A 14,404-nucleotide genomic window follows, 5' to 3' on the forward strand; every position below is an offset into this window, starting at 1 on the left:
CGACGACACCGACTGGACCGGTGATCGCAAAAATCAATTGGTGCTGATCGGCCGCAACATCGACCACAACAAACTGCGGAAGCAACTCAAGGCCTGTGTGGCACCGGATGCAGGAAAAGGTTTCAGCTGATTCAGCAGAACTCAGGAATGGTGCTTATTGTGCGTGCCATGGGAGAAACCTCAATGGTCGAACCACTGCTGCTTGGAACGGTTTTTGTTCTTGCCAGCCTGCTGCTGTGGCTTCTGGCTGATTCCGATGATGACAACGGCGGTGGCGGCTTACGCCAGCCGGTGCTTGTGCCCATCCCGGTGCGTCATCACCAACGCTGAAACAATCAATTCTTTTTCCCCAATCCTCCGCTGCGGCGGGGGATTTTTTATGCCAGCGCCTGGCCAAGCGGAAGCAGCGTGACTCTGGCCCCATCCCTGAAGCTGAGGCGACAACGGGTGTGGGGAGGATGCTCCTGTTCGATCGGACAGTGGGCCCGCACCAGCACATCCGCGACACGGATTCGGTACTCCCATGCATCCCCCAGAAATTCACGGCCCAGGACGCTGGCCTCTCCTTCGGCATCGGCGACGACAGTGATGTCGTGCGGATCCACGAGCACACAACAGTCACCGGAGGCTTCGCGGTCCGCCTGGACCCATGGGGCCGATGCATCCAGATCTCCCAGGAGACAAGACAACTGGCCTTGGCCATGGACCTGCACTGGAATCAAATTGCGTTGAAGCACAAAGGATCCAACAAAAGGCGTCGCCGGTGACCTCACGATCTCGGGGGGCGATGCACATTGATGCAGCACGCCGTCCCGCATGACGGCAACGCGATCGCAGATCGCCAGAGCTTCTCCGGGGTCATGGGTGACGATCACGCCGCTCGCACCGCAGGCGTCCAGTACGGAGGAGAGCTCACTGCGCAGGCGGAGCCTCACCTCCACATCCAGGCTTGAAAAAGGCTCATCAAGCAGAACCACCCTGGGAGCTGGGGCCAGAGCGCGTGCCAACGCCAGCCGCTGCCGCTGGCCACCGGAGAGCTGGTGCGGGTAGCGCTGCTCGAGCCCCTTCAGCCCCAGCAGTGCAAACAACCAGACCACGCGCTCACGGTTGGGATTCCGCCGGGGCAAACCGAAACTGGCGTTCTGCCAAGCGTTCAGGTGAGGGAAGAGGGCGTAATCCTGGAACACCATGCCAACGCCCCGACGTTCCGGTTCCATCCAGATCCCATCTCCAGCCACCATGCGCTGATCCAGCTGCACCGTGCCGCGCCGGGGGCGTTCGAAGCCGGCAATCAAGCGGAGCAGGGTGGTCTTGCCACAGCCGGAGGGGCCCAGCAGGCCCAGCAGCTCCCCTGGCGCCACCTGAAGATCCACCCCCTTCAGGGTCCAGCCGTCAGAGGCGTCGCCGTAGCTGTGCCAGACCCCGTTTAAAGCAACCGTTGGCTCCATCGGGAGCAGCTGTTCCACAGATCAGATGAAGCTTGGGAACCGACCGAGCTTATGAGTGTGACAAATGATCGAAGCCGGTGTGCGGTTTGCACGCCCTCGATTAGATCCCCATCGTTCATCGCCAGACTCGTTCCATGGCAATGTCGCAACACCACGTCGCGACAACGGTGTCCGGCCCATCGCTGAAGTGAAGTTGCTGCCCAACCGGAGTGTTGTTCCAAGCCCAACCCGGCTGGCCCTGATCCTGATCGCCTCCATCACTGGCCTGGTTGCGATCTGGCCGGTGTTGACGCTGGTGAGGGAGGCCCTGACGTCTTTGCACAGCGGCTTCAGCGATCTTGGCCCCGATGGCATGCGCCAAATCGTTGGCAGCATCCAGCTGCTGCTCGGAACAGCAACGCTGGGCACCTTGCTTGGCACTGCGAACGGTTGGCTGCTGTGCAACTGCCGTTTTCCCGGTCGGACATGGCTGCGCATCGCCCAGCTGATTCCCCTGGCAACGCCGGCCTATCTCCTCTCGGCGATCCTCGTTGATCTGGGCAGTCGCCACAGCTGGACCATTCACGGCATGGGGTGGGGCATTGCTGTGATGGCCCTGACGACCTACCCCTATGTGTTCCTGTTGAGCACGGAAAGTTTCTCCGTCAGCGGTCAGCGTCAGCTGGAGGCATGCCGGAGCCTGGGGGTTGGTCCCTGGTCAGCCTTCCGGCGTGTGGCCTTGCCCATTGCACTGCCCGCGATCGGAGCCGGCGTCGCTCTCATGGGCATGGAAGTGGTCAATGAGCTGGGTGCTGTGCAGCTGCTCGGCATCCCGAGTCTCTCCGCGGGCATCCTGGAAACCTGGCAGTCCAACGGCGATCCCTCAGGCGCCATCAGCTTGGCCTTGATCACGCTAGTGATCGTGTTGACGTTGGTGGTGTGTGAACGCAGCCTGCGCAGGCGCAGTCGGCGCTGGAGCGATGGCGTGGCCGGCGGGGATGCAACCGCTTGGCACCTGCATGGATTCCGCGCTGGGGTGGCGCAACTGCTCGCCGTGATCCCTCCGATCGTGAGCCTGGGCACCCCACTGCTGTGGGCCGCCAGCAACTTGGACCAGCTCCAAACCAGCTGGAACGACGATCTGATCAGTCTGAGCGGCCGCAGTCTTTTGCTGGCTCTGGTCGCTGCTGTTTTGGCGGTAACGGCAGCGCTGGTGCTGGCCATCGCCAAACGCTGGTCCAGCGCCCCATGGCTGAAAAGCCTCACCTTCCTGGCCGGAACGGGCTACGCCATCCCCGGCACCGTCTTGGCTCTGGCCCTTTTGCTCACGGGCGCCCCCTGGCAGGTCGCCCCTTTGCTCCTGCTGCTGTGGGGCTACAGCGATCGATTTCTGGCTGTGGCGAAAGGAGGCCTGGATGCAGCCCTGGAACGGATCAGCCCGAGCCTCGATGAGGCGGCGACGGGGATGGGATCACCTTGGCAGCGCGTGCTCCAACGCGTGCATCTGCCTCTCTTGCGCGGACCGATCACCGTCGGACTGCTGCTAGTGTTCGTGGACACGGTGAAAGAGCTTCCCCTCACCTTTGCCCTGCGGCCTTTTGACTTCGACACGCTCTCGGTGCGCGTGTTCCAGTACGCCGGCGATGAACGGCTGGCGGAAGCGATGTTGCCGGCCCTGATGATCCTCGTTCTGGGGCTGGTCGCCGCCATGGCCTTGGTGCCAACCCTGGATCACGCCTCCAGACGAGAGGGCTCGTCACCCCCGGAGCAAACGCTCTGATGCGTTGCGCTGGAGCAAGCCAGCACGGGTGTTGAGACGGAGCGGGAGTGTTGACCAGGAGATCGGCCGTCCCGTGGACACGGCGTAGGTGGTCTCCCGGAGGGTGCCCCTGCCCCCATCGATCTCCAACAAGGTGAAGGTCTGCTGTGCTGGCGCTTCACCACGCAACAGGCGCCGGGGGCCACTGCCCAAGGCACCGAGCTGGATCAGATCAAGCTGGCCACGACGACTGGAGAACCAGGTGTGGTGATGACCACTGATGTAGGCCTGCACGCCGGCGGTATCCATCAAGGCCTGAAGTGCACCTCCCCGTTCCAACACCTCACCGGGGCGATCCTTGCCCAGACCAACCCCAGCCAGGGGGAGATGACCCACCACAAACCGAGCACGAGCCTTTTGTGCCTCGATGCTGGCCAACTGCTGTTGTGCCCAGATCAGCTGATCCTCAGGAACACGGGCTGAGCTGGCATCCCAGACCAGCCAGAAGATCCCGTCCTGCAGCACCGAGTAGCGAAACGGGAACTGCGAGGCATCCACAAACGCCAATCCCATCCGTGAACGGATCGGGGTCCAGAACCGACCCACAGCGGCACGATCCGCGGGAAACCCCGGTGAACCGTCATGGTTCCCGATCGCTGGCAGCAGTGGAATCTTCGCCGCCTGAAGCCGCTGCAGAACCGACGTCTCAAAGCCCCGCCACATGGCATCCAGCTGCTGACCAGTGAGGCCTCGCATCTGACCCGCGACCATGTCGCCAGCACACACCACCAGATCCGGCTGCAGGCCAATGAGCTGATCAAGCCCCTGATCCACGGCAGGGATGTAGCGGGTGGAGCCATAGCTGCTGTTGAGATCGCTGATCAGCCCAACCCGTTGAACAACTCCCCTGGCGGCGCTCAAGGGCAGGGCCGCTGCCGTAAGACCGGCGCCAAGCACCAACTGCAGCATCCGGCGACGACTCAGCAACACAACAGCACGGGGGTCAGCGGTGGCGTTTCAAACGTTGGCCCAGCATCCGATCGGCCACCAGGCCCCCGCTGGCAACAACATCGGCCAAGGTGGAGAGGAGTCGGTAGCTGAGAACCACCGCGAGCAACTGCGCCTCTGGCACGGCAGCACCCAAACGCAGCAGCAGGGTGGCCTCAAACACCCCGAGCCCCCCGGGGGCACCAGGCACCACCAGCCCAACGGCGTAGGCCAGACCAAAGGCCGCAAGCCAGGTGAACGGTGCCGGACTTTGAATGCCGAAGGCCTGCACGCTGCACCAGAACCCGGCAAAGCGGCAGACCACAAACAGCAGCTGAAGGCTGAGGGGCCGCCAGGGATAGCCGCCGCGGCCGCTTCCCTCACTTACCAGAGGACCACTGCCAACCGACTGCAATTGCGCCGCCTTGGAACGCTCCAGTCGACGCAGAAGGGGCTCGCGCCAGCGGGACATCATCAACAGTGCGGGCCATGGAGCCAGCAGGGCAAAGCCCTGCTGCCATCCACCAGCAACCACAACAAGAACGGACGCCGCCACGATCAGGAGTGGATCAAGGATCACCCCAGCCAGGGCAGGGCCGCCGCCAATCGCCGGACGCAGCACGCGGACCCGCTCCACCAGATGCCAGATCCCTCCCGGCAGGTACTTGAGCAGGTTGCTCCGCACAAACAGCGGCACCACCGCAACCCCCTGGGGAGGATGTCTCAACCAGATCAGAAGGTCGCGCCAGGCCAAACCATTGATCAGGATGCTGAGCCAGGTGAGGCCCAGCCCCAGCACCAGCCACCACCAACCGTTGGCCACCAAGCTCAGCTGGCGAAGTTGGCCCGCCTGCTGGGCCAAAGCCACAGCGATGAAGATCAGGCTGGCCAGCGTGATCCAGAGCTTGGGTTGCCGGAGAACCTTGCCCATTAGGCCCAATCGTCCGTGCTGACGAACGGCGCTACTGCAACAGCAGCCCGCAGCTCATCAAAGGAACACCCAGTGCTGGCCTGAAGAGCCTCAAGGGCATCCGCCTCGGCTTTGACGGTGCAACGGCCATCGGGGCGACGCACCTGTTTGGCAGCGACGGGACCCCAGGGCGTTTCGAGCACACCCTGCCGCCTCGGCAACACCCAGCGTCCCTGGCGCCGCTCCCGCAGGCCGATGCTGCTGCCAGCACTGAGCCAGAGGCTGCGGATCTGGTCGGCATCCCCATCCCGCACCAGCGACGTGAGCAACTGACCACTGCGGCCCTTTTTCATCAGCAACGGCTGCACCGCCACATCAATCGCTCCCGCATCACGCAAGCGATTCATCAAAACCGCAATCTCCTCTGGAGTGGCGTCATCGATCCAGGCTTCCTGCACCACCAACGACTCCCAACGGGGACCTTCCTCCGCAGTAACGGCTGGGGTGTGCAGCACAAGGCGCACCAGGTTGGGGCGATCCAGTTGGCGGTGGCCGAGGCCAACACCAACCTTGTCAGCCACCAAACGTTCAGGAGCGACAAACTGATCCGCCAGAACCGACACCAGGGCGAGGCCCGTGGGCGTCACCAACTCTCCTGTGGGCAGATCTCCGCCCTGAAGCAGAGGAATGCGGTGACGTCGTGCCAGTTCAAGCACGGCGGGCACGGGCACGGGCAACAGGCCATGGGCGGTTGCCACCGTTCCGCTCCCCGCAGGCAACGGAGAACAGACGATCCTGGCTGGATTGAGGTCGTCAATCGCCGCACAGACACCCACCACATCCACGAGGGCATCGATGGCTCCAACCTCATGGAAGTGAACGGCCTCCACCGGAGTTCCATGCACGGTGGCTTCGGCTTCCGCCAGACGGGTGAACACGGCGAGCACCCGTTGCTTCAGCGATGGCGCTAGAGCAGCTGCATTGATCTGATCACGGATCCCCGACCAATGGCGGTGGGGCGGCTGATCCTCAAGACCCTCCACATCAACGCGGATGCCTCGGAGACCAGCACTGCGCGCCTCCTGCTGGGTGAGGCGATAGCGCCCCGTCAAACCGAGGGCCGCCAGAGGCGACTCCACCACGGCCTGGTCCACACCCAGATCCAACAGTGCGGCCAGGAGCATGTCCCCTGCCAACCCTGTTGGTGCATCAATCCAAAGCGCGCTCATCGGCCTAGACGCGGAGCCGCCTCCAACAGAACAACGGCCTGCTGATCAAGCACCTCCCGCTGCTGACGCAACTGCTGCTCAATCTCCCTCCGGGCGCGGCGCTGCTCCCGCTGGGCGGTGGCCACGTCATGGCCCGACAGTCCCCAAAGCCGTCCCAGCAAAGCGCGGTCATCGGCCCCACCACGGGCCTTGCCGAAAACCACGGTCTCAGCAGCGATGCCGGCCTGAAGCACCCGGCTCCAACGGCGTAGATCCTCAAGCGGCATGCGGACGCTGTCCGGCACGGCGAACTCCGTGGCGCCGCTGCTGCGCAGTCCTGCACGCACACAGGCCAGGGTTCCCACCAGCACCTGCTGAACCGGAAGTTGCTCCGCTTCCGCGATCAGAACATGGCCCGCCTCATGCACCGCAATCCGACGCAGACGCTCCTGCCCACCGGGCAAAGCTTCGGCAAGGATGTGTCCGCCCATGCCTTCCCAGGTGGCGGCATCAACGCTGAGGGTGACCAGGGCACCCCCAACCGCCACAACGATCCAGGCAGCAGACAGACCCAGGGCAGGACCAAAAGCGCCGAGGGCGGTGATGCCGGCAACGGCAATGCCGGCCCGAAGTGCCCCCGTGGAGCCCTGCCCCCCCTCGGCCATCAGCTGCGAGCGCGGGAGGTGGCACGGCCACGACCTCCCTTGGATTTGCCGCCACGCGTCGGCATCGGAGCAATCACGTCGTGATTTTCGAGGTGCAGTTCCTGGCCCTGGCGGCGCAGGTCAAGGCTGACGAAGTGACGCAGGTTTTCGAGGGGAAGCTCTCCCTTGATCTGGAGCTTGAAGGGAAGCGGACGGTGGCCGTCGGCACGAGCCTGCTGCCGCACCTTCACCACCATTTCGCCGGTTTCAGGCTTGGTGAAGATCAACTCGCCTCGAACGGAAAAGAAGTCGTCCCCTTCCGGCAGGGTGTCGGAGGCATCGGCTTGGTCTGGAGCCAGGGTGCTGGGTTCCCAGACCCCAGCAATCTGCAGATGCAGATGATCACTTTCACGGCTTCTGGGATACACGACCCAGAGGTGGGGTTGATCCAGGGGCAGATGCCGCCGCATCAGGGTGAGCACCCGACCGAGCACGACAGTTTCCAGGGGGACCCCCTGGGCATCGGTCAAGGTGCCACGGGTGAGTTGCTCGGGGTCGGTTGGGGCGTAAGTGCCGCGCACAAGACCGATGGCCCGGTATTGCAACGGCTCTGTGACCGGGGGAATCGGATGGGCGCGCATTGATGCTGAACCGGGCGGAGTCAAAAGCCCTTCTAAAGACTGTAGCCAGCCCACTGCAATCTCCTCAGACTGAAGTGGCTGATTCGAGATCGGATGCCCAGCCCGCGCCGAATTCTGTTGCTGCTGGCGTCCATCGTGGGGGCTGCACTGGTCGGTTGGGTCGCCGCGGCATCCATGGCCCCGGAAACGCGAGCGCGCAGCACTCGCCAGGCTGAACATCTGCAGGTTGAGCTACTGATGCAGCAGCTTCAGGACGAGGAGGAACTCAGCGAAGCAGAACGGGGCCTGCTGCTGGAACGCTTGGTGACACTGGAGCGCCTGCAAGAGGCCGAAGTGGTGCTGCAACCGTGGCTGTCTGGCCGCTCGACGCCGCGCGAACTCACCCTGTTCAAAGCCGATCTGCAACGTCGCAATGGCCAGCCCGAGGCCGCCCGGCGCAGCCTCCAACATCTGCTGCGGCTGCATCCGAATGATCTGCAGGTTCTGCAACTGCTGGTGCTCCTGGACCAAGAGCAGGGACGTCAGCATCAGGTGACAGCAGAGCTCACGGCTCGGTTCAAGGGCCTGGAACCTGGCCAGCGTCTGGAGATCGGTTTGCTTTTGGCAGATCTGCTGCGACAAAGCGGATCCGATCAGAGTGCGATTGGGTTGTTTGGCCAGCTGGCCACGGAGAACAAGACAGATGCAAGGCCCCTGCTGGCCTTGGCCCTATTGCGGCAAGAGCAAGGCAATTCAGAGGCGGTTCAAACCCTGCTCAAGCAGGCCCGAGAACGGCGGGATGCCAATGGGATCCATCCCTTGATCGATGTTGTGGCAGCACAGCTGGGATTGAGCGCAGCCCGCAGAACCGGATCAGAACCCTCACCCTCCAGCGCTACGGCGTCGCTGGAGGATTCTGATAGGCCTTGAGGGCCGCATCAATGGCATCGGATGGTGGCGTGGCGTCGTCCATGGCCGTCGCCCGTCGGATCTGGTTCAAGAAATCCATCGGGTTGGCGGCATCCAGAATTGAGCCGCTGCCATTGGTGTCGCCGTAGATCTCGCGTTCCTCGCGGTTCTGAAAGGGAGCTTCAACCTGGGCCCCTGCACCCATCGGAAGCGTCGTCACCACCAGGGAAGACAACACAGCCTGGGCGACAGCCGCAAGACGGCGAGACATCAGCGGAATCCGGAGTTGGCTGATGCTAAGGGTCTTTGACGCCACTGGATCAGCCGTGCAGATCGCCACCTGGAACGTGAACTCGGTCCGCACACGATTGGATCAGGTGCTCAGCTGGCTGGAGAGAGAGCAACCGGATCTGCTCTGTCTGCAGGAAACCAAGGTGGATGACCCGCTGTTCCCGCTGGGAGCCTTCAAATCTGCTGGTTGGCACGTGCACATCCATGGCCAGAAGGCCTACAACGGCGTCGCCCTGATCAGCCGCGAGCCCTTGGAGGATGTGCGCTGCGGCTTTGTTGGGGAGCTCCCGGATGATGCGGAAGCGAACGAGCTCGGCGCACAGAAGCGCGTGATCAGCGCACTGCTGAATGGCGTTCGCGTGCTCAACCTTTATGTCCCGAATGGATCAAGCCTGAAGTCGGAGAAATACCCCTACAAATTGGCCTGGCTCGGCTGCCTGAAGCGTTATCTCGATGCTCAAGAACAACGCGGCGAGCCGCTCTGCATGGTCGGCGACTTCAACATCGGCCTCGAAGCACGCGATCTTCCTGACCCCGACCGCCAGACCGGCGGAATCATGGCGAGCGATGCCGAACGCCAGGCCCTTCGTGACGCCCTCGGTGAACGGCTTCAGGACGTGTTCCGCGTGTTCGAACCGGATTCCGGTCACTGGAGCTGGTGGGATTACCGGAGCGGTGCCTGGGATCGGGACCGCGGTTGGCGCATCGACCACATCTATTTATGCGACGAGCTGCTGGGACTCGCCCGCAGCTGCGTCATCCACAAAGGCATGCGCGGCAACCAACAACCCAGCGACCACGCTCCTGTCAGCGTTGACCTGGACTGGCCTCCAACCGACGACGACGGGGATGAACCGTTCTTCTGATCCCGTTCAGTAAACCTCGACGCCGCCGGGGAGCGTCACCATCCGTTTGGCCGATTCACCACAGGTGCGCGGCGTGGGCAACACCTTGCCGGGATTGGCGCGGTTGTCTGGATCAAAAGCAGACCGCAACAGCCCCATCGTTTCCAGGTCGTCGGGGCTGAACATCCAGTCGAGGTAGCAGCGCTTGTCGGCGCCGACGCCGTGCTCTCCGCTGATGCTGCCACCGGCATCAAGACACACCCGCAGGATGGCGGCACCGAGCTCCTTCACGCTCCGCTCCACATTGGGCTGGTCCAGTGAATACAGGATCAGTGGATGAAGGTTGCCATCGCCGGCATGGAAAACATTGGCCACCGGCAGGCCGTGCTCCTGGCTGAGCCGTTCAATCGCTGCAAGCACCGACGGAAGGCTGCTGCGGGGAACGACACCGTCTTGCACGTAATAGGTCGGCGTGATTTTTCCCACCGCTGAAAACGCAGATTTGCGGCCTTTCCAGAGCACCGCGCATTCCGTGGGGTCTTGGGCCCGACGCAGCCCACGGGCTCCTGCCGCGCGACAAAGCGCCTCGGCCCGCTCAGAAGAGGCCTGAACCTCAGCCTCCTGCCCATCAAGCTCAATCAGCAGAACGGCCGCTGCATCACGGGGGTACTCGTCGTAGCCGAAGAAATCATTGACGGCGTTGATGGTGACGTTGTCCATGATTTCCATACCCGCCGGCAGGAGGCCGCTCGCGGTGACCGATCGCACCGCTTCCCCTGCCGCTTCCATCGTGGCGAAATCCGCCAACAGCACGTTCACGCACTCCGGAGCCCGAAGCAGGCGAAGGGTGATGGCCGTCGCGATGCCCAGCGTTCCTTCGCTACCGATGAACGCACCACGTAGGTCCAGTTCGGAGGATTCGGCCAGCCCGTTGCCCAACTGCGTGATAGTTCCGTCGGGTAGGACCACCTCAAGCCCCAGAACGTGATTGCTGGTCACGCCGTATTTGAGGCAGTGCACCCCGCCCGAATTTTCCGCCACATTGCCGCCGATGCTGCAAACCACCTGGCTGGAGGGATCCGGGGCGTAATAAAACCCGTCTCCTGCAACGGCGCGCGTCACCCAGCTGTTGATGACCCCGGGCTGCACCGTGACGCGCTGATTGGCCAGATCAAGGTCGAGCACACGACGCATGCGACTGGTCACCACCAGCAGCGCCTGCTGATCCACCAACGCTCCCCCCGAGAGGCCGGTGCCGCTTCCACGAGCCACAAACGGCACGCCGTGTTGATGGCAGCACTGCAACACCACAGCGACCTGCTCGGTGGTCTCCGGCAGCACCGCCAAGGGCGGACAGTGGCGCTCAAGCGTCAGTCCGTCACAGTCGTAACTAAGCAGTTCCTGACGCTTCGCCACGATGGCCCGAGGGGGCAGACATCGGCGCAGATCCCTCTCCAGCACTGACCAGTCGTGGGCCACATCGATCTCGATCTGATCAAAGACTACGCATCAAAATGCGTTGGAAGTGGGCAATTAAGAAACACAGCAAACGGAACCGGTCGTTCCTGAGTCAGGATGTTGCACGGTTTGCATCAGCCCTTTGGCGTCGGTTCCAGTGACAGCTCCCGCGTTGAACACCAGCCACTCCCAGGCCATCTTCGGCGCAGCACAGGCCCTGATGCCCGGAGGTGTCAGCTCCCCTGTGCGGGCGTTCAAGTCGGTTGGCGGTCAGCCGATCGTGTTCGATCGAGTGAAGGGTCCCTATGCCTGGGACGTGGATGGCAATAAGTACATCGACTACATCGGCAGCTGGGGACCGGCCATCTGCGGCCACGCCCATCCCGAGGTGATCGCAGCACTGCAGGAAGCGATCGAGAAGGGCACCAGCTTCGGAGCACCTTGTGCCCTGGAAAACACCCTGGCCGAAATGGTGATCGACGCTGTACCCAGCGTTGAGATGGTGCGCTTCGTCAACAGCGGCACCGAGGCCTGCATGGCTGTGTTGCGCCTGATCCGTGCCTACACCGGCCGCGACAAGGTGATCAAGTTCGAGGGCTGCTACCACGGCCATGCGGACATGTTCCTGGTCAAAGCCGGTTCCGGTGTGGCCACACTCGGCCTGCCCGACTCCCCCGGTGTCCCGCGCAGCACCACGGCCAACACCCTCACGGCGCCTTACAACGACCTCGAAGCCGTTAAGGCCCTGTTCGCCGAGAACCCCGACGCCATCGCAGGCGTGATCCTCGAGCCGATCGTCGGCAACGCCGGCTTCATTCAACCGGAACCCGGCTTCCTCGAAGGTTTGCGGGAACTCACCAAAGAGCACGGCGCTCTGCTGGTGTTCGACGAGGTGATGACCGGCTTCCGGATCAGCTACGGCGGAGCCCAGGCACATTTCGGCGTCACCCCAGATCTCACGACCATGGGCAAGGTGATCGGTGGCGGCCTTCCTGTGGGCGCCTACGGCGGCCGTGCCGACATCATGGGAATGGTGGCCCCGGCTGGCCCCATGTATCAGGCCGGAACCCTCAGTGGAAATCCCCTGGCGATGACCGCCGGCATCAAGACCCTGGAACTGCTCAAGCAGCCCGGCACTTACGAGAAGCTGACGGCCACAACCCAGAAGCTTGTGGCGGGCATCAAGGACGCCGCCCAATCCGCTGGCATGCCGATCACAGCGGCCAGCGTCAGCGCCATGTTCGGCTTCTTCCTCTGCGAGGGACCCGTGCGCAATTTCGAAGAAGCCAAGGCGACGGATTCGGAACGTTTCGGCAAACTGCATCGCGCCATGCTCGAGCGGGGCATCTACCTCGCACCGTCAGCGTTCGAAGCCGGTTTCACGTCCCTGGCTCACTCCGACGCCGACATCGAAGCGACGATTAACGCCTTCCGCGAAAGCTTCGCGGCTGTGGCCTGATCAGTCCGTGCTGGCCTCAGCACCACCTCCACCTCCACTGGTCTGCACCATTCAGACCGTGGAGGCCCGGTGGTCTGGCCATCCGATGGCAGGCATCCGACAACTCAAGCAGCAGCAGTTTCGGGTTGAGCGGGGTGAGAACCCTGCGATTGAACCTCGGACGGTGATCGACAGCAGACTCACCACCCTGGTGGAGCGCTTCAGCAGTTCCGGTGTTGAACAGATCGCGGGCTCTCGCATGACCTATCACTGGTCCTACGAAGCCCCTTTAGGAGCGCTCACATTCAATGACTCCGGCGCCTCCAGCGGTCCTGCCAAGGAGAGTCGTGTCGCTGTGAGCGGAGATCTGGTCATTGATGATCAAAAGGGATTCGAACTCAGCCAGCAGTCCCGGCTGACCCAATCAGCTGGGACGAAAACCCTGAGCAGCCTTTTGGAAACGGCCCATGGCTCCTGCCGAGAACAACGCTGAGTGTTTACTAGCGCGAGCGCGCCGGGCCGCCGAACGTGCCCATTGCCCCTACTCGAACTTCCACGTGGGGGCCGCAGTGCAGTGTGATGACGGCAGTGTGATCGACGGCTGCAATGTGGAAAATGCCAGTTATGGCCTGAGCATCTGCGCAGAGCGGGTCGCCCTTTTCACGGCGATTAGCCAAGGCAAACAACCAATTGAACTGGCCGTGAGCTGCATCGATGCCCAGAGCGATGCAGCCACTGGATCCCGGATGCCATGCGGCGCCTGCCGTCAGGTGATGCAGGAACTGCTGCCAAGCAAGGCCAAGGTGAGCATCGATGGTGTGGGCACAAGGCAACTCGAACAACTTCTTCCTGCTCCCTTTGAACTGAGGCAAGCAAACATCAACTGATCAACACCATCACAGACCTGAAGCGCTCATCCAAGAGCGCGCAGCATCAAAAGACCACGATTCAACCGAACATCAGGATCGCGCCCAACAGGCCAAGGCTTTGTCGGGATCATTGATGTCAGACACATCGCTGTAGACGTACTTCTGCCACTCCCGCTCAGGGAGACCGGCAAACACCATCAGGTTGAGCGGATACTGCTCGGAATCGGTGCACCTGCGGAAATCATCCCGAAACAGGAAGGTGGGTTTACCCAGGGCAATGGCGGCACCAAGCTCCACCATGACCCCCTCATCGGGAGGCGTTCCATTCACGATGGCGAACAGCGCATCGGCATCACGCACATCCTGCAGATCCCTCTGCGCGACGCGATAGGCCCATCCCGGTTCCGCCAGATTCACCTGACCATTGCGAGCAAAGGGCTCCCAGACCTCCAATCCCAGGGCTTCCAATGCCCCGATGAACTCCGGCAACAACAGCCGCTTCCATTGCTCCGAGAAGCCATAAGGAGACGCCAGATAAATCGTGCGCGCGCTGTTGTTCATCACAGGCCCCGGGAGGCACGGTACGCCTGCTCATCGGCACGGGCCTGTTCAAGGTTCTCCCAAGGAAACACCAGCCATTCCGACGACGCGGCAACCTCGACTGCCACCCACCAATCAGGACGCACCTTGCTGACCCAAACAGCAAAGGATGCCTGCGGCACCTGACCTTTCAACGCCTGCAAGGTGCGTCCGGTTTCATAGACATCATCCACAATCAGGGCTGATGGCTTAGGCGCTGAGAGCAAGGGGCGATCGATGGCATGGCTGAGCGCTACGGCAAGGCACAGGCCCCCACGGGGGACCCCATAAACGCCGGTCACTGCAGAACCAGCAAAGCGTGAAGCCAACTGCTGCACCGCCTGATCGAATTGGGCCCAGCTCAGTACCTGCATAGCCGGAGAATGACACATCCACGCTGTGATGCCCCTTGAGCCGAGACATCCCGCCCCAGGAACAAAATCGCAAATGGTTTCGCAGC

At 62.6% G+C, this 14,404-nt stretch carries 18 protein-coding genes; 8 read left to right on the top strand and 10 right to left on the bottom strand.

The features are described 5' to 3' along the window. Together DXY04_RS00005 and DXY04_RS00010 are read left to right on the top strand one after the other, a co-directional pair. On the top strand, positions 1-130 hold a 130-nt coding region (locus tag DXY04_RS00005; protein ID WP_136975344.1), incomplete at its 5' end, for a GTP-binding protein. Positions 131-147: 17 nt separating this feature from the next. Further along, the gene (locus DXY04_RS00010) at positions 148-330 is read left to right on the top strand and encodes a hypothetical protein (RefSeq protein ID WP_114988287.1); all 183 of its coding nucleotides are present in this window, start codon (positions 148-150) and stop codon (positions 328-330) included. Positions 331-377: 47 nt separating this feature from the next. On the opposite strand, the gene DXY04_RS00015 is transcribed toward DXY04_RS00010, so the two are convergent. Beyond that, positions 378-1,448, bottom strand: coding sequence for an ABC transporter ATP-binding protein (locus DXY04_RS00015; protein WP_115160507.1), 1,071 nt, complete (start codon positions 1,446-1,448; stop codon positions 378-380). Between the two features lie 64 nt (positions 1,449-1,512). Here DXY04_RS00015 and DXY04_RS00020 point away from each other — a divergent pair, with 64 nt between their 5' ends. Next, positions 1,513-3,207 (top strand): iron ABC transporter permease, encoded by a 1,695-nt coding sequence (locus tag DXY04_RS00020; protein WP_244278516.1) that lies wholly within the window; start codon positions 1,513-1,515, stop codon positions 3,205-3,207. On the opposite strand, the gene DXY04_RS00025 is transcribed toward DXY04_RS00020, so the two are convergent. Genes DXY04_RS00025 through DXY04_RS00045 form a run of 5 tightly spaced genes read right to left on the bottom strand, consistent with a single transcriptional unit; the run spans position 3,184 to position 7,576 of the window. Next, entirely contained in the window at positions 3,184-4,155 is a 972-nt protein-coding gene (locus DXY04_RS00025; RefSeq protein WP_115160508.1) for a metallophosphoesterase, read from the bottom strand. The genes DXY04_RS00020 and DXY04_RS00025 overlap by 24 nt on opposite strands. Positions 4,156-4,189: 34 nt before the next feature. After that, on the bottom strand, positions 4,190-5,104 hold the full coding sequence (locus tag DXY04_RS00030) for a lysylphosphatidylglycerol synthase domain-containing protein (protein WP_115160499.1): 915 nt from the start codon (positions 5,102-5,104) through the stop codon (positions 4,190-4,192). Beyond that, positions 5,104-6,312 carry a nickel pincer cofactor biosynthesis protein LarC gene (gene larC / locus DXY04_RS00035; RefSeq protein WP_115160500.1) on the bottom strand — a complete coding sequence of 403 codons (1,209 nt, stop codon included), beginning with the start codon at positions 6,310-6,312 and terminating at the stop codon, positions 5,104-5,106. The genes DXY04_RS00030 and larC overlap by 1 nt, the downstream gene beginning before the upstream one ends. Continuing rightward, positions 6,309-6,956, bottom strand: coding sequence for a hypothetical protein (locus DXY04_RS00040; RefSeq protein WP_115132139.1), 648 nt, complete (start codon positions 6,954-6,956; stop codon positions 6,309-6,311). The genes larC and DXY04_RS00040 overlap by 4 nt, the downstream gene beginning before the upstream one ends. Then, the gene (locus tag DXY04_RS00045; RefSeq protein WP_115081712.1) at positions 6,956-7,576 is read right to left on the bottom strand and encodes a hypothetical protein; all 621 of its coding nucleotides are present in this window, start codon (positions 7,574-7,576) and stop codon (positions 6,956-6,958) included. The genes DXY04_RS00040 and DXY04_RS00045 overlap by 1 nt, the downstream gene beginning before the upstream one ends. Positions 7,577-7,669: 93 nt before the next feature. Between DXY04_RS00045 and DXY04_RS00050 the strand changes: the two genes are divergently transcribed. Further along, positions 7,670-8,485: a hypothetical protein gene (locus tag DXY04_RS00050; protein ID WP_244278518.1), complete on the top strand. Its 816-nt coding sequence runs from the start codon at positions 7,670-7,672 to the stop codon at positions 8,483-8,485. On the opposite strand, the gene DXY04_RS00055 is transcribed toward DXY04_RS00050, so the two are convergent. Next, a complete protein-coding gene (locus DXY04_RS00055) occupies positions 8,451-8,735 on the bottom strand; it encodes a hypothetical protein (protein WP_170951277.1) in 285 nt (94 codons plus the stop codon). The two genes, DXY04_RS00050 and DXY04_RS00055, sit on opposite strands and share 35 nt — an antisense overlap. A gap of 55 nt (positions 8,736-8,790) precedes the next feature. Here DXY04_RS00055 and xth point away from each other — a divergent pair, with 55 nt between their 5' ends. Further along, complete coding sequence (xth, locus tag DXY04_RS00060; protein ID WP_170951278.1) at positions 8,791-9,621, top strand: exodeoxyribonuclease III; 831 nt, start codon at positions 8,791-8,793, stop codon at positions 9,619-9,621. Between the two features lie 6 nt (positions 9,622-9,627). Here xth and DXY04_RS00065 read toward each other — a convergent pair whose 3' ends face one another. Continuing rightward, positions 9,628-11,079: an FAD-linked oxidase C-terminal domain-containing protein gene (locus DXY04_RS00065; protein ID WP_115160502.1), complete on the bottom strand. Its 1,452-nt coding sequence runs from the start codon at positions 11,077-11,079 to the stop codon at positions 9,628-9,630. Positions 11,080-11,215: 136 nt separating this feature from the next. On the opposite strand from DXY04_RS00065, the gene hemL reads away from it, so the two are divergent. From hemL to DXY04_RS00080, 3 genes are all read left to right on the top strand, one after another. Then, the gene (gene hemL / locus DXY04_RS00070; protein ID WP_115160503.1) at positions 11,216-12,517 is read left to right on the top strand and encodes a glutamate-1-semialdehyde 2,1-aminomutase; all 1,302 of its coding nucleotides are present in this window, start codon (positions 11,216-11,218) and stop codon (positions 12,515-12,517) included. Positions 12,518-12,602: 85 nt separating this feature from the next. Continuing rightward, a complete protein-coding gene (locus tag DXY04_RS00075) occupies positions 12,603-12,989 on the top strand; it encodes a hypothetical protein (RefSeq protein ID WP_244278519.1) in 387 nt (128 codons plus the stop codon). Next, entirely contained in the window at positions 12,964-13,383 is a 420-nt protein-coding gene (locus tag DXY04_RS00080; protein ID WP_115160504.1) for a cytidine deaminase, read from the top strand. Before DXY04_RS00075 ends, DXY04_RS00080 begins: the two co-directional genes overlap by 26 nt. Before the next feature lie 72 nt (positions 13,384-13,455). On the opposite strand, the gene DXY04_RS00085 is transcribed toward DXY04_RS00080, so the two are convergent. Next, on the bottom strand, positions 13,456-13,926 hold the full coding sequence (locus tag DXY04_RS00085) for a nucleoside 2-deoxyribosyltransferase (RefSeq protein ID WP_115160505.1): 471 nt from the start codon (positions 13,924-13,926) through the stop codon (positions 13,456-13,458). Further along, on the bottom strand, positions 13,926-14,318 hold the full coding sequence (locus tag DXY04_RS00090; protein ID WP_115160506.1) for a phosphoribosyltransferase: 393 nt from the start codon (positions 14,316-14,318) through the stop codon (positions 13,926-13,928). Before DXY04_RS00090 ends, DXY04_RS00085 begins: the two co-directional genes overlap by 1 nt. Positions 14,319-14,404: the final 86 nt, after the last annotated feature.

Source organism: Synechococcus sp. UW86 (assembly GCF_900474085.1).
Lineage (GTDB): Bacteria > Cyanobacteriota > Cyanobacteriia > PCC-6307 > Cyanobiaceae > Parasynechococcus.

Bases quoted from the DNA above. Each gene is read 5' to 3' on its own strand.
- DXY04_RS00010 (WP_114988287.1), top strand. From the start codon at position 148: ATGGTGCTTATTGTGCGTGCCATGGGAGAAACCTCAATGGTCGAACCA.
- DXY04_RS00015 (WP_115160507.1), bottom strand. From the start codon at position 1,448: ATGGAGCCAACGGTTGCTTTAAACGGGGTCTGGCACAGCTACGGCGAC.
- DXY04_RS00020 (WP_244278516.1), top strand. From the start codon at position 1,513: ATGATCGAAGCCGGTGTGCGGTTTGCACGCCCTCGATTAGATCCCCAT.
- DXY04_RS00025 (WP_115160508.1), bottom strand. From the start codon at position 4,155: ATGCTGCAGTTGGTGCTTGGCGCCGGTCTTACGGCAGCGGCCCTGCCC.
- DXY04_RS00030 (WP_115160499.1), bottom strand. From the start codon at position 5,104: ATGGGCAAGGTTCTCCGGCAACCCAAGCTCTGGATCACGCTGGCCAGC.
- larC (WP_115160500.1), bottom strand. From the start codon at position 6,312: ATGAGCGCGCTTTGGATTGATGCACCAACAGGGTTGGCAGGGGACATG.
- DXY04_RS00040 (WP_115132139.1), bottom strand. From the start codon at position 6,956: ATGGCCGAGGGGGGGCAGGGCTCCACGGGGGCACTTCGGGCCGGCATT.
- DXY04_RS00045 (WP_115081712.1), bottom strand. From the start codon at position 7,576: ATGCGCGCCCATCCGATTCCCCCGGTCACAGAGCCGTTGCAATACCGG.
- DXY04_RS00050 (WP_244278518.1), top strand. From the start codon at position 7,670: ATGCCCAGCCCGCGCCGAATTCTGTTGCTGCTGGCGTCCATCGTGGGG.
- DXY04_RS00055 (WP_170951277.1), bottom strand. From the start codon at position 8,735: ATGTCTCGCCGTCTTGCGGCTGTCGCCCAGGCTGTGTTGTCTTCCCTG.
- DXY04_RS00075 (WP_244278519.1), top strand. From the start codon at position 12,603: ATGGCAGGCATCCGACAACTCAAGCAGCAGCAGTTTCGGGTTGAGCGG.
- DXY04_RS00080 (WP_115160504.1), top strand. From the start codon at position 12,964: ATGGCTCCTGCCGAGAACAACGCTGAGTGTTTACTAGCGCGAGCGCGC.
- DXY04_RS00085 (WP_115160505.1), bottom strand. From the start codon at position 13,926: ATGAACAACAGCGCGCGCACGATTTATCTGGCGTCTCCTTATGGCTTC.
- DXY04_RS00090 (WP_115160506.1), bottom strand. From the start codon at position 14,318: ATGCAGGTACTGAGCTGGGCCCAATTCGATCAGGCGGTGCAGCAGTTG.